12 protein-coding genes and 1 pseudogene are annotated in these 13,607 nt (G+C 71.0%); 4 read left to right on the top strand and 9 right to left on the bottom strand.

Annotated elements, in window-relative coordinates:
- The first annotated feature begins 95 nt into the window (after positions 1-95).
- Positions 96-1,385, top strand: coding sequence for a glycerate kinase type-2 family protein (locus tag KO353_RS10865; RefSeq protein ID WP_235691807.1), 1,290 nt, complete (start codon positions 96-98; stop codon positions 1,383-1,385).
- 47 nt (positions 1,386-1,432) lie between these two features.
- Here the strand turns inward: KO353_RS10865 and KO353_RS10860 are convergent, their stop codons facing one another.
- The 9 genes from KO353_RS10860 to KO353_RS10820 form a co-directional block, all read right to left on the bottom strand.
- Positions 1,433-2,164, bottom strand: coding sequence for an SOS response-associated peptidase (locus KO353_RS10860; protein WP_218284710.1), 732 nt, complete (start codon positions 2,162-2,164; stop codon positions 1,433-1,435).
- A 19-nt stretch (positions 2,165-2,183) separates the two neighbouring features.
- Positions 2,184-3,590, bottom strand: coding sequence for an amidase (locus KO353_RS10855; protein ID WP_218284708.1), 1,407 nt, complete (start codon positions 3,588-3,590; stop codon positions 2,184-2,186).
- Positions 3,587-4,084 (bottom strand): hypothetical protein, encoded by a 498-nt coding sequence (locus KO353_RS10850; RefSeq protein WP_218284707.1) that lies wholly within the window; start codon positions 4,082-4,084, stop codon positions 3,587-3,589. Before KO353_RS10850 ends, KO353_RS10855 begins: the two co-directional genes overlap by 4 nt.
- 113 nt (positions 4,085-4,197) lie before the next feature.
- Positions 4,198-5,343, bottom strand: coding sequence for a sn-glycerol-3-phosphate ABC transporter ATP-binding protein UgpC (gene ugpC, locus KO353_RS10845; RefSeq protein WP_218284706.1), 1,146 nt, complete (start codon positions 5,341-5,343; stop codon positions 4,198-4,200).
- Positions 5,344-5,353: 10 nt separating this feature from the next.
- Positions 5,354-6,256, bottom strand: coding sequence for a sn-glycerol-3-phosphate ABC transporter permease UgpE (gene ugpE / locus KO353_RS10840; protein WP_218284705.1), 903 nt, complete (start codon positions 6,254-6,256; stop codon positions 5,354-5,356).
- A complete protein-coding gene (gene ugpA / locus KO353_RS10835; protein ID WP_218284704.1) occupies positions 6,256-7,137 on the bottom strand; it encodes a sn-glycerol-3-phosphate ABC transporter permease UgpA in 882 nt (293 codons plus the stop codon). Before ugpA ends, ugpE begins: the two co-directional genes overlap by 1 nt.
- Positions 7,138-7,224: 87 nt before the next feature.
- A complete protein-coding gene (locus KO353_RS10830; protein WP_218284703.1) occupies positions 7,225-8,664 on the bottom strand; it encodes an extracellular solute-binding protein in 1,440 nt (479 codons plus the stop codon).
- 118 nt (positions 8,665-8,782) lie between these two features.
- Positions 8,783-8,983 (bottom strand): DUF2842 domain-containing protein, encoded by a 201-nt coding sequence (locus tag KO353_RS10825; protein ID WP_218284702.1) that lies wholly within the window; start codon positions 8,981-8,983, stop codon positions 8,783-8,785.
- 6 nt (positions 8,984-8,989) lie between these two features.
- A complete protein-coding gene (locus KO353_RS10820; protein ID WP_218284701.1) occupies positions 8,990-9,757 on the bottom strand; it encodes a DUF6969 family protein in 768 nt (255 codons plus the stop codon).
- 208 nt (positions 9,758-9,965) lie between these two features.
- On the opposite strand from KO353_RS10820, the pseudogene KO353_RS10815 reads away from it, so the two are divergent.
- From KO353_RS10815 to KO353_RS10805, 3 genes and pseudogenes are all read left to right on the top strand, one after another.
- Positions 9,966-10,482 (top strand): annotated as a pseudogene (locus tag KO353_RS10815) (adenine phosphoribosyltransferase).
- Positions 10,479-12,494 carry an ATP-binding protein gene (locus tag KO353_RS10810; protein WP_218284700.1) on the top strand — a complete coding sequence of 672 codons (2,016 nt, stop codon included), beginning with the start codon at positions 10,479-10,481 and terminating at the stop codon, positions 12,492-12,494. The pseudogene KO353_RS10815 and the gene KO353_RS10810 overlap by 4 nt, the downstream one beginning before the upstream one ends.
- Before the next feature lie 160 nt (positions 12,495-12,654).
- On the top strand, positions 12,655-13,599 hold the full coding sequence (locus KO353_RS10805; protein ID WP_218284699.1) for a 3-hydroxyacyl-CoA dehydrogenase family protein: 945 nt from the start codon (positions 12,655-12,657) through the stop codon (positions 13,597-13,599).
- The last annotated feature ends 8 nt before the right edge of the window (positions 13,600-13,607 follow it).

The raw sequence follows: 13,607 nt of genomic DNA, 5'->3' as shown, positions 1-13,607 counted from the left end.
TGCCCCCGCTTGGGGCGACCTGCGCCTAGATGGCGCGCGCGGATACCCTTCGCCATACTCCGCCGCCCGGACAAGGCAAGCGGGAGGATGCCAGGGTGGAGTGGACCGACGGGGCGGCGCGGGCGGCGCTCAGAGCGATCTTCGATTCGGCCATCGCGGCGGCCGACCCGCGCGTCGTGCTGCCTCCCGCCCTTGCCACCATCGACCGGCCGCGCGGCCGAACCGTCGTGGTGGGCGCCGGCAAGTCCGCCGCCCTGATGGCGCAGGTGACGGAGGAAGCCTGGAGTGCGCCGGTCGAAGGCGTTGTGGTGACGCCCGACCGGCATGCGGTTCCGACGCGGCGCGTGCGCGTGCTCGAGGCGAGCCACCCGGTTCCGGACTCGCGCAGCGAGGCAGCGGCACGCGCGGTGCTCGACGCGGTCTCGGGCCTCACGGAAGACGACCTCGTGCTCGCCCTGATCTCGGGCGGCGGGTCGGCGCTTCTGTCTTTGCCTGCGCCGGGGCTGACGGCAGAGCACAAGCAGGCGGTGAACCGCGCGCTGCTCGCCTCCGGCGCCACGATCGGGGAGATGAATGCGGTCCGCAAACACCTCTCCGCTATCAAGGGCGGGCGGCTTGCCGCCGCCGCCGCGCCGGCGCGGGTGGTCACGCTCGCGATCTCAGACGTGCCCGGCGACGACCCGGCGGTGATCGCCTCGGGGCCGACCGTGCCCGACCCGACGACCTTCGCGGACGCCCGAGCCATCGTCGCGAAATACCAGATCAGCCTTCCCGAGCCGGTCGCCGCCCATCTCGCGGCCGCGCGGGACGAGACCCCAAAGCCGGGCGACCCGCGGCTCGCCCGCGCCGAGTTCCGGCTGATCGCGACCGCGCGCATGGCGCTCGAAGCCGCCGCCGCGGCCGCTCGCGCACGCGGCCTCACCCCGCTCATCCTCGGCGATGCGCTCGAAGGCGAGAGCACGGTGATGGGCACGGTGATGGCCGGAATCGCGCTCTCCTGTGCGGCCCACGGCACCCCCGCCGCTCCGCCCTGCGTCCTGCTCTCGGGCGGCGAGACGACGGTGACGATCGGGTCAGTGCGGCCCGGGCGCGGCGGACGCAACACGGCCTTCCTCGCTGGCCTTGCGCTCGCGCTCAAGGGCGCCCGGGGGATCTGGGCGATCGCCGGCGACAGCGACGGGATCGACGGCACCGAGGACGCGGCAGGCGCGATCGTGGCGCCCGATACGCTGGCGCGCGCCCGCGCCGCAGGGCTCGACCCGGCGGCGCTCGCGGCCGGGTTCAACAGCTACAGCCTGTTCGCGGGCTGCGGCGACCTCGTCGTCACCGGGCCGACGCTCACCAACGTCAACGACATCCGCGCCATTCTGGTGGCGCCGCACTGAGCGGACGGGGCTCCGGCCTCGGGGCCGTGGCGGCGGCGCCGCCGGCGTCAGCCCTCCGGCACAAGCCCAAGCCCTTCCGCCTGCTCCAGGCCGGGCACTGCGGGAGCATCCGGATCCGGCTCGAGGAGCCCCGCGTCGTCCTCGCGCACCGCGTTGACGCGGGTGGAGACGGGCCAGATCCGAAAGGCCGAGCCGTCCATCGGCCGAAGCACCGACGCCGGGTCTCCCTCTGCCTCGCCGAGCCAGAGCGGCCAGGTCTCGGGCGGGAGCACCACGGGCATGCGCTCGTGCAGCCGGGCGAGAAGAGGGGCCGCGGGGCAGGTGACGACCGCGAAGGTCCTGAGGATCGACCCGTCCGGCGCGCGCCAGCGCTCCCACAGCCCCGCGAGCGCCATCGGCTCGCCGCTCCGAAGCGCGACCGCGTAGGGCTGCTTGCGCCTTTGCCCCGGGACCTCGGCCCATTCGTAGAACCCGTCGATCGGCACGAGGCAGCGGCGCTTCGCATAGGCGTCGCGAAAGGCGGGCTTCTCCGCAAGGCTCTCGGCACGGGCGTTGATCATCCGCGAGCCGATCGCCGCATCCTTTGCCCAGATGGGCAGGAGCCCCCAGCGGAGCAGGTCGAGATGGCGCGCGCCGGTCTCGGGGTTGCGGCGCACCACGAGACTGTCCTGGGTCGGGGCGACGTTGAACCGGGGCGGGGCGTTAGGAACCGGATCGACGGTGCGGAACAGGCGCGCGAGCGCCGCCGGGGGGCGCGACAGGAAATAGCGGCCGCACATGGGTTTCGCGGCCGGCGGCTCAGAGGGACGGGCGGCGGGAGCGGCTGCCGGAGGCCTCCTCGACCGCATGCCCGAGGGCCAGCACCGACGCCTCACCGAAGGGCGGGCCGATGATCTGCAGCCCGAGCGGCAACCCGTTCGGAGCGAAGCCCGAGCAGACCGACATCGCCGGCCCCCCCGAGATGTTCGCCGGTGCGGCGTAGGTCGGGCGTGCCAAGCCCTCGTCGAGCGACACATCGGCGAGCTTCGGCGCCGGCCCTGGTGTTGCTGCCGTCACGAGAACGTCGAACTGGTCGAACAGGGCGTTGAGCTCGGCCGCGAGGCTGCGGCGGTGGCGCTGCGCCTGGATGTAGTCCACCGCGCGCATGACCCCCCCCGCCATCACCCGAACGCGGAACGCGCGGCTGTAGGCTTCCGGGCGGCTGATCAGCTTGGCCTCGTGGAGGGCGAAGGCCTCCGCCGTGATGATCAGGCGGTTGGCGGCGTTGAAGGCAGCGAGCGGCGGGCAGTCGGCCGTGCCGACGGAACAGCCGAGATCCGCAAGCAGGCGCTCGGCTTCCCCCATCTGCTCGATCACCTCGGCCGAGGCGGGAAGATCGGTTTCGTAGAAGCGGCGGATGATGCCGACCTTCAGGCCCTTCGCGCCGCGGCGCGCCGCCGCGGCATAGCCGCCGGGCGGCGGGGTGGAGGGAACGGAGGCCGGGTCGAGCGGGTCGTAGCCGGCGATCGAGTCGAGCAGGATCGCACAGTCCTCCGCCGTCCAGGCCATCGGCCCGGCGGTGTCGAGGCTCGGCGAGAGGGGAATGACGCCGCGCCGGCTGACCAGCCCGGCGGTGGGCTTGAGGCCAGCGATGCCGCAATAGGCGGCCGGGAAGCGGATCGAGCCGCCCGTGTCAGAGCCGAGCGAGCCGAGAGCGAGCCCGGCCGCGACGGCAGCGCCCGAGCCGGAGGAGGAGCCGCCGGTGAAGCGCTCGGTATCCCAGGGGTTGCGGGCTGGCGGCCACGGCAGGTCGAAGGCAGGGCCGCCGATGGCGAACTCGTGGGTGGCGAGCTTGCCGAGCATCACCGCCCCCGCCTCGTGGAGGCGGCGTATCGCCTCTGCGTCGCGGGCCGGGACATTCGCCTCGAGAAGGCGCGACTGCGCCGTCGTCCGCACACCGGCCGTGTCATAGATGTCCTTGTAGGCAAGCGGGATGCCGTGCAGCGGCCCCTTCAGCGCGCTTTGCATCTGCGCCTTCTCGGCCGCGCGCGCCTGGGCAATCGCGCCCTGTGCGGTCACCGTGAGATAGGCGTCAAGACGCGGGTTCAGACGCTCGATCCGGTCGAGAAGCGCACGGGCGAGCTCGACGGGCGAGAGCCGTCGGGCGCGGATCATCCCTGCCGCATCGGCGATCGACAGATGGTGGAGGACGTCGGAGCCTCTCATGTGCGCCGGGCGGGCTTCGTCCGGCCCTTCGCGGCGCGCCGCTTCGCTCTCCCTCCCCTTGCCCCGGTCGGCTTGGCGGGCCTGACCTTCCGCGCCGCCGTCGGCTGGGCGGCCGCCTTCGCCGCCGCGGCAGCCTTGCGCGCGCCCTTCGTGCGGGTGGCGACCGGCTTCTTCCCTGCCGGTTTCGTGGTTGCGGTCGCCGCCGGCTGCCAGGCTGGAGGGATCGGGGGGCTCGGGAGGGGCGGGTGGAACACGAAGGCCGGTTCGTCCGCGAAGGGGCGGGCTCTCGGCAGTTTCGCGGCGAGCGTGACGATGTGCTGGTACGCCACCGCCAGATCCGCCTTCTGCCCGGCGTTCAAGGTCAGACCGGCGCGGCGGATCAGGAGGTCGATCTCATCGCGGGTGACGGTGGGCGGCGGCACACGCACAAGTTCATGGGCGACGGTCTCGCCGCCCGGCGGCTCGCAGCGCGTCTCGGCCTGGTCGCGGGTCATCGCCCCACCGGCGGGGGCTCTCCCCATCTTCCGAGCGCGGATGGGCGCGCGTCCTCGATCATCGCCTCCATCTGCCCGCCTGCCCCCGGCCCGGAGCAGGGTGGCGCGGAGTGTTACCGATCGGCGGCGCCATTGGCAACGGAGGCGCCGGCGACCGCGCCTTGTGCCTGCGGGTTGCGCGGCAGGTGAAGCCCATCGACGCGCCGCCCACTCTCTGCTTCGAAGACGTGAATGTTCAGCGGCGGTGCCGAGAGCGGCAGGATCGCCCCGGGCAGAGGCGAGGAGCCGCTGAGGCGCACCGTCAGCGCCTCGCCTGAAGGAAGCAGCCCGTGCACGAGGCTCTCGGCGCCCAGCGGCTCGACGAGGTCGACCCTGAGCGCGAACGGCCCGTCGGACGCGACGACGAGATGCTCGGGGCGTATGCCGATGGTCAGCGGCGCCCCGTCCGGGAGCGGGCGGCGGCCGTCGATGAAGGGGAGGGTAGGCCCGGCCTTGAGCACCGCCGCCTCGCCACCCGGGGCGAGGGTCGCGGCGAGGAAGTTCATCGCCGGCGCACCGATGAACCCGGCGACGAAGGTGTTGGCGGGCCGCGACCACACCTCCATCGGGGTGGCGACCTGCTCGGCGCGCCCCGCATGCATCACGACCAGCCGGTCGCCGAGCGTCATCGCCTCCACCTGGTCGTGCGTGACGTAGAGCGAGGTGACACCGAGCCGACGCTGCAGCCGCTTGATCTCGGCGCGCATCGCGACCCGGAGCTTGGCGTCGAGGTTGGAGAGCGGCTCGTCGAACAGGAACAGTTTCGGCTCGCGCACGATCGCCCGGCCCATCGCCACGCGCTGGCGCTGCCCGCCCGAGAGCTGGCGCGGCCGCCGCTCGAGCAGACCGCCGATGCCGAGGAGGTCGGCCGCCTGGCGCACGCGCGCGGCGATCTCGGCCTTCGGCAGCCCCCTGATCCTGAGCCCGTAGGCCATGTTGTCGAACACGCTCATGTGCGGATAAAGGGCGTAGTTCTGGAACACCATGGCGATGTCGCGGTCCTTCGGTTCGAGGCGCGTCACATCCACCCCGTCGATCAGGATCCGCCCCGAGGTCGCGGTCTCGAGCCCGGCGACGATGCGCAGAAGCGTCGATTTGCCGCAGCCCGAGGCGCCGACGATCACGATCAGCTCCCCCTCGCCCACCGCGAGGTCGATGCCGTGCAGGACCTGCGTTCCGCCGAAATCCTTGCGCACGCCCTCGATGGTCAGTGTGGCCATGCGCGCCCTCTCACTTCTCGCTCTCAACGAGGCCCTTGACGAACCACCGCTGCATCAGGATCACGACCGCGACGGGGGGTAGGAGCGCCATCACCGTTGTCGCCATCACGATGTGCCAGTCGGTGTCGGCCTCCGACCCGAGCATCCGCACGATGCCGATCACGATCGTCTCGACGTCGCCGGTCGTGGTGATCAGGAGCGGCCAGAGATACTGGTTCCAGCCATAGACGAACATGATGACGAACAGCGCCGCCATGTTCGTGGTCGAGAGCGGCAGCACGACGTCCTTGAAGAAGCGCAACGGACCGGCTCCGTCCATCTTCGCCGCCTCGACGAGCTCGTCGGGGATGGTGAGGAAGAACTGGCGGAACAGGAGCGTCGCCGTGGCCGAGGCGATCAGCGGCACGATCAGCCCGGCATAGGTGTTCACGAGGCCGAGGTCGGAGACGACCTTGAAGGTCGGAAAGATTCGCACCTCAACAGGCAGCATCAGCGTGATGAAGATCGACCAGAAGGCGAGCATCCTGCCGGGGAAGCGGAAGAACACCACGGCATAGGCGGAGGTGAGCGAGATCGCGATCTTGCCGAAGGTGATCAAGAGCGCCATCACGAAACTGTTCAGCATCATCGCGCTGACCGGAGCGCGCGTCGTCTTGGCCGAGCCCTCGCCCCAGGCGGTGAGGTAGTTGGCGAGGCCTTCCGCGCCTGGCAGCAGGGGCACCTCGCCGCGGCTGATCGTGGCCGCGTCGTGGGTCGAGCCCATCAGCACGATCCAGATCGGCAGCGCGAACAGCGCCACGCCGAGGATCAGGATTGCATGCGTGACAAGCGCGCCGTTGCGCCGCGCCCGGTCCGCCGCGCGGGTGGCCCGATCTGCCTCGGCAAGCGCGGCGGCGGAGACAGGGGCGTGCATCAGTAGTGCACCTTGCGCTCGATGTAGCGGAACTGCAGGGCTGTGAGAGCGATCACCGCGACCATCAGCACCACCGACTGCGCCGAGGACGACCCGAGGTCGAGATTCACCCGGCCGTCGATATAGGCCCGGTAGATCAGCGTCGTCGTCGCCTTCGCGGGGCCTCCCTTGGTCAGGGCGTCGATCACCCCGAACGTGTCGAAGAACGCGTAGGTGATGTTGATCACGAGCAGGAAGAAGGTGGTGGGCGAGAGAAGCGGGAACACGATTGTCCAGAACCTGCGCGACTCCGAGGCGCCATCGATCGCTGCCGCCTCGAGCACGCTGCGCGGGATGGACTGCAGCCCTGCGAGGAAGAACAGGAAGTTGTAGGAGACCTGCTTCCACGCCGAGGCGAGCACGACCACAAGCAGTGCCTGGGCGCCGTTGAGCTTGTAGTCCCAGGCGACGCCGATGCCGTTGAGGAAACGCCCAGCGAGGCCGATCTGCGGGTGGAAGATGAAGATCCAGAGGATCGCCGCGATCGCCGGCGCGATCGCATAGGGCCAGATCAGCAGCGTCTTGTAGGCGGTCGCGCCGCGGATCTGGCGGTCGGCGAGCACGGCAAGGCCGAGCGCCACGGACATCGCGAGCAGGGTGACGCCGGCCGCGAACACCACCGTCACACGGATCGAGTCGAGATAGAGCGGGTCGGCGAAGAGTTCCGCGAAGTTCTCGAACCAGACGAACTCGGTGCGTATGCCGAAGGCGTCCTGGCGCAGGAAGCTGAACCAGATCGCCTGCCCCGCAGGCAGGAAGAAGAAGACGAGGGTGATCGCAAGCTGCGGTGCGAGCAGCAGGTAGGGAAGGCCCTTGTCTGGGAAGATCACCCGCCTCTGCATCCGGGGCCCCTCCGCTCGGGTGAGGCCGCCCCGTGCGGCGGGGCGGCCCTGCCCGTCAGTCAGGAAGCTGCGGCACTGCCGCGCGCCTCAGGAGCGGTTCGCCCGCTCGAAGTTGCGCAGCACCACGTTGGCGCGGCGGTTGGCGGCCTCGAGCGCGGCCTGGGCGGTCTGCTGGCCCTGCAACGCCTTCTCGAGCTCCTCCTGGATGATGTTGCGGATCTCGACCATGCCGCCGAGGCGGAAGCCCCGGCTGTTCGGCGTCGGTGCGGCGCGGTTGAGCTGGATGATCGCCGCATCAGCGCCCGGGTTGCGCTGGTAGTAGCCCTGCGCGCGGGACATCTCGTAGGCGGCGGTGGTCAGCGGCACATAGCCCGTCACCTGGTGCCACCACGCATCCTCCTCGGGGCGGCTGATGAAGGCGTAGAAGGCGGCGACGGCGGCGTATTCCTGCGGCGTGCGGTTGCGGGCCGTCAGCGTCCAGAGCGAGGCGCCGCCGATAATGCCGTTGCGGGGCCCGGGCGCCGTGGAGGCCGACTTGATCGCCTTCAGCGCATCGAGCGCCTGTTCCGGGGTCAGCGCTGCTGGATCGAGCGCAGCGATGAGCGTGTCACGCGCCGAGGGTCCGTTCAGCCCCGGCCAGTCGTCATGGTAGGGCAGCGGCAGCGAGGCCCACCTGAACTTCGCGTCACGCTCGATCTGCGCGCGGCCCGCGGAGGAGCCGAAGCCGATCGCGCACTCGCCCGAGGGGAAGAGATTGCCCGCGGCATTGTCCCGCCCGGCATAGCGGAACAGGCCGTCCTTCTGCAGGTCGAGCAGGAACTGCACGTGCTTGAGGAAGAACGGATCGCCGAGATTCATCTCGACGTTCATGCCCTCGAACCCGTTGGCGGGCTTCGCCAGCGCCACGTCGTGGATCGCCGATTGCTGCTCGAACATCACCCAGGTCGGCCAGGTGGTGGTCATCACGCACGGCGTCGCGTTCGCCGCCTTGAGCTTCTCGGCAGCGGCGCGCACCTCCCGCCAGGTCCGCGGCATCTCGGTGATCCCGGCCTTCTCGAAGGCGTCGAGGTTCACCCACATCAGCGCCGAGGAGGAATTGTGCGGCATCGAGACGAGCCTGCCCTGGGTGTCGCTGTAGTAGCCGCGCACGCCGGCCAGATACCGCGACGGGTCGATGGCTATGCCGGTCTCCTGCGAGAGCTGCCAGACCGGCTTGATGGCCGGCCCTGCGGCCATCATCGTCGCCGTGCCCACCTCGAACACCTGGGCGATGTGCGGCGGGTTGCCTGCACGCCAGGCGGCGATCGCGCCCGTCATCACCTCGACATAGCCGCCGCGGAATTGCGCGTTGACCGTGTACTGGTTCTGGCTCTCGTTGAAGCGCCTGACCTGTTCCTGGACGCGCTCGCCGAGCGCGCCGCCGAGGCCGTACCAGAACTGGATCTCCGTCCGCTGCTGCGCGCCCGCGGGCGCAGCGGCAAGCGCCAGCGCGACGGTCGCGCCAGCCAGAAGTGACCTGCGATGCATCTCTCGCCTCTCCCTTGGGTTCGTGGCCTCGCGGCGTTTAGGCCGCGCAGGTTACGCCACGGTGGCGGATCGATGAAGCTTCCGTGTCGGAGGGGCCGGTGCCCCTTTCGCCCAGCACTCAGCGCCGCGCCCGTCTCCCCACGGCCCAACGGATCAGGCGCGCCGCAGGCAGCGCCCAGACCACCCCGGCCGCCGCGAAGAACAGCAACTCGACCGCCCAATGCGCTCCCGCGACCAACGCGGCAAGCTCGAGCACCACAAGCAGGTAGGCGACGAAACCGGCGAGGCCGACGAGGAGCGCGACAGCGCCACGGCCCAAGGGCGGCTAGCCCTTTCGCAGGGCGAGGGCGGCCCGGACCGCTGCCATCTGCGCCTCGACGGAGACCAGAAGCGCCGAGGGCACTTCGAGGCTGCGGTCCTCCAACGGGTCCCGCCCTGGCTTGAGGCGCGCGAGCGCGGCGACGGCGGCATCGCGCGCCTCGAGCAGAGCGGCGATCTGCGGCTGGAACAGCCGGACGAGGGACGAGATCCAGATCGACGCCGAAAGCGACGGCCGCGCGATCTCGACCAGGAATCGGTCAGCGAGCCGCGCCGCTGCCTCGGCCTCGACCCAGGTCTCGTCCGTCACCCAGCGATTGGTCGTGAACAGCCGGACCGGCAGGCCGAACCGGTCGACCTCGACCGCGATGAGGTGCGCCTTCCCCGACCCACGCCTCGGCTCCGACGGAGCAGCGGTGTGGTCGCGCCCGGTCACTGACGCGAAGCAGTGGAAGTGGCCGGCGAGCGAGGCCTCGCCCTTTGCTCCGGGCGCGAGCGTCGGCAGAGGGTGGACGTGGTAGAAGAATTGCGCGCCGCTCTCCTCATCCACCACGTCCCCGTCCGGATAGTGGGCGTAAGGTTTGATCGGCCAGCACGCTCCCGTCACCTCGCTGACCACCGAGTCACCGGTCTTGGCGAGGATCCGCGCTGTTGCGATCAATCTCTGGCCGGCCTCCGCCATCCGCTCGAGCCGCGCGACGGAGAGGTCCTCGAAGCGAACCGGCTCGGGACGCAGAGGCGGAATGAACACATCGGTCTCGCTCGCACCGCTCATGGCACGACCGGCCGGCAACCGCCAAGGAAGGGCAAGCACGCACCTGACACCACCATACCACACCCTCGCCTCGGCCGTGCCGGCGCTGCCTTGATCCGGATCAATCGGCACGGCCTCGGATCGATCAGCGCATGGCGCCGCACAGGTGGTTCCCAGGCCCGAGCCCTGTGCTCTAGCATCCCCTGGGGTCGACCTCCGGGAGAGTCGCATGGACCTGCGCGAGCACATCCGCACCATTCCGGACTTTCCGAAGCCGGGCATCCTCTTCTACGACAATCTCGACGCTGCTCGCGCATGGCGAGGCCTGGGCGGTGGCGATGGCGCGGATGGCCGCGCGCGTGCGACGACACCAGCCCGATCTGATCGCCGGTGTCGAAAGCCGCGGCTTCCTCGTTGCCGCCCCGCTCGCGCTGAAGCTCGGCTCTGGCTTCGTGATGCTCCGCAAGAGGGGCAAGCTGCCGGGGCGGGTGGTCGGCCATGACTACGCGCTCGAATACGGCACCGACCGGATCGAGGTTCAGGACGGGCTCGTGCCTCCCGGGGCGCGCGTTGTAGTGGTGGACGACCTGCTCGCCACCGGCGGGACGATGGCGGCCGGGATCACGCTCCTTCGTCGCGTCGGGGCGGTCGTGCCGGCGGCAGCGGCGCTGATCGAGCTCACCTTCCTCGGCGGCCGCGCGCGGCTCGATGTGCCGTTCGACAGCCTCGTGACCTACGACCGATGACCTCGGAGGCTGCGGGCGACACCCGGCCTGCGGCGAACGCCGCCCTGCCGGAGTTCGGCGCAGCCGAAGGGGCGAACATGGCGGGGTCGATCCTTGCGGCGGCGATCGCAGCGGCGCCGACCGGTGTCGTGATCTCCGATCCGTCGCGCGAGGACTGCCCGATCGTCTTCCTCAACCCGGCCTTCACGCGCATCACGGGCTATGCGCCTGAGGAGGTGCTCGGGCGCAACTGCCGCTTCCTCCAGGGGCGGGAGACCGATCCCCGGGCAGTGGCGAAGGTTCGGCGCGCGATCGCCGCCGCGAGGCCCGTGACGGTCGAGATGGTGAACTACCGGCGCGACGGCAGCCGGTTCTGGAACGAACTCCGCATCGCCCCGGTGTTCGGCGAGGGCGGCAGGCTCGCCTATTTCATCGGCATCCAGCACGACGTCACCCTACGTCGCCGCGCCGAAGAGCGTGCCGCACGCGCGCGGCGCGCCGCCGAACGGGCAAGCCGGACCAAGTCCGACTTCCTCGCGACGATGAGCCACGAGATCCGCACGCCGATGAACGGCATGCTGGGCACGCTCGCGCTCCTCGGCGACACCGAGCTGACCGAGGAGCAGAGGAGCTACGTCGAGACCGCACGCCGCTGCGGCCAGGACCTGCTCGCGATCATCAACGACATCCTCGACATCAGCCGCATCGAGGCGGGCATGCTTCGGCTCGACGACAGCCCCTTCGCGCTTGCTGACACGATCCGCGCCGTGCTCGACCTCGCCGCCCCGGTCGCCGCCGCCAAGGGCATCACGCTCGGTGCGCGCCTCGATCCTGCCCTGCCGCCGGTGCTCCGAGGCGATGCCCAGCGTCTTCGCCAGGTGCTGCGGAACCTCGTCGACAATGCGGTGAAGTTCACCGCCGTCGGCGGCGTGACGGTCACCGCCGAGCGCCTCGGCGCGGAGGGGAAGGACAGGGTGCTGGTTCGCCTCGCGGTCGCCGACACGGGCATCGGCATCCCGCCCGAGGTGCAGGCGAAACTGTTTCGGCACTGGACCCAGGCCGACGCCTCGATCGGCGCCCGGTTCGGCGGCTCGGGGCTCGGGCTGACCATCTGCCGCCGTCTCGTGACGCTGATGGGGGGAACGATCACGCTCACCTCCGCACCGGGCCGCGGCTCCACCTTCACCGTGACCCTGCCGCTTGCGGTCGCGGCCGAGGGCGCAGCCGTGCCGACCCCGGCTGCGGCACCGCTTGTGCCACGCCCCCTCGAACCGACGCCGCGGCCAGGGGCGCTCGGGAGGATCCTGCTCGCCGAGGACAGCCGGGCCAACCAGATCGTCGCCGCCACTGTGCTCCGCCGCGCCGGTTACGCTGTCGAGATCGTCGAGGATGGCGAGGCGGCCGTGGCGCGCGCCGCCTCCGGCGGGTTCGACCTCGTGCTGATGGACGTGCAGATGCCGAAACGAACCGGACTCGAGGCGACGGCGGCGATCCGCAGCCTCGGCGGAGAGGCGGGCCGCGTGCCGATCGTCGCGATGACGGCGGCGGCACGGCCAGAGGATCGCGAGGCCTGCCTCGCCGCGGGGATGGACGGCTATGTCGCCAAGCCGGTCGATCCCAAGACGCTGCTCGAGGCCGTCGCCCGCGCGCTCGCGGGGCGTGCGACCGCGCCGCGGCCGCCTTCGGGACCGAGGCCCGCGGTCGATCCCTCCGTGCTCGCCGAGATGGCTGAAGCGGTCGGGCCAGGGCGGATGGCGCATCTGCTCTCCGTGTTCAGCGAGGAGACGGAGGCGCGGCTCGCCCAGCTCGAGCGCGCTGTCGCCGACGGGGACCTCAGCGCTGTCGCCCATCTCGCGCACGGGCTGAGAAGTGCTGCCGGCACGTTCGGCGCGACCGCTCTCGCCGAGGCGGCACGCGCGCTCGAGCAGGCCTGCGGCGACGGAGCCGAGGCGGCGCGGCGTGCCTTCCTTGCCGTGCCGCCGCTCGCGGCGGCAAGCCTCGAGGCGCTTCGCGCCCACGCCCCGGTGCGGTGACTCGGGCTTTCCCGACGAGCCATCCGGCGCGATCATCTCGGGCGCGGACGGCGCGGGCCGGAAGCGCTGCGGCGGTCAGGCGCGCCGTCAGGCCCGCATGTGGTCGATGGAGAGGCGCGGAACATGATTCCGACGTCGAAATGCTGAGGGGGGGCCTGCGATGAGCCTCAAGGTCGCGGTCATCGGTGCCGGAGTGATGGGCCATGCGCTCGCGCTCGTGCATGCGCTTGGCGGCTGCCGCGTGCGGCTGACCGACACCGATGCCGCTGCGCTTGCGCGCGCGCCGGCGCTGATGTCGGCCGCGCTCGCGACGCTGCGCGAGGCGGGCGAAACGACGCACGGCGACGCTTGGCTCGCCGCCGCTGTCACCACCCATGCCGATCTCGCCGCCACACTCGAGGGCGCAGGCCTCGTCGTCGAAGCAATCACCGAGGACGCCGAAGCCAAGCGCGCGCTGTTCGCCGCCATCGATCGGCTCGCACCTCGGGGCGCGATCATCGCCTCGAACACCTCCTATCTCGACCCGTTCCCTCTGATCCCCGATGCACGGCAGGACTGCGCCGCGATCGCGCACTGGTACACGCCGCCCTACATCATCGACCTTGTCGACATCGTCGCGGGGCCAGGCTGTGCACCCGAGATTCCGCTTCGGCTGCGCGACCTCTACGCAGGCATGGGCAAGCGGCCGCTGGTGCTCAAGCGGTTCGTTCCGGGCTTCATCGCCAACCGGATCCAGGCCGTCATCTCGATGGAGGTCTATGCCCTGCTCGATTCCGGCGTTGCGGATGCAGCCGAGATCGACACCGCGATCGTGCACGGGCTTGCGCTGCGCATGCCGCTGCTCGGCCACCTGATGAAGGCCGACTTCACCGGGCTTCTGCTCGCGCAGAAGGCGCTCGCCAACGCGATGGTTCCGCCGCCACCCGCGCGGACCCGATCGGAGACGCTTGACCGGCTGGTCGAATCGGGCGCGACCGGCGTCACCTCGGGCCGCGGCTTCTACGACTGGAGCGGCCGCAGCCCGGCGGAGCTGTTCGCCGAGCGCGACCGCAGGTTGCTCGCGCTCAAGCGCGCGCTCAAGGAAATCGGCAGCCTGGTGCCGTGAGGCGCGCG

The organism is Elioraea tepida (assembly GCF_019203965.1).
Taxonomy (GTDB): domain Bacteria; phylum Pseudomonadota; class Alphaproteobacteria; order Acetobacterales; family Acetobacteraceae; genus Elioraea_A; species Elioraea_A tepida.
This window is presented reverse-complemented; position numbering and strand designations above follow the sequence as displayed.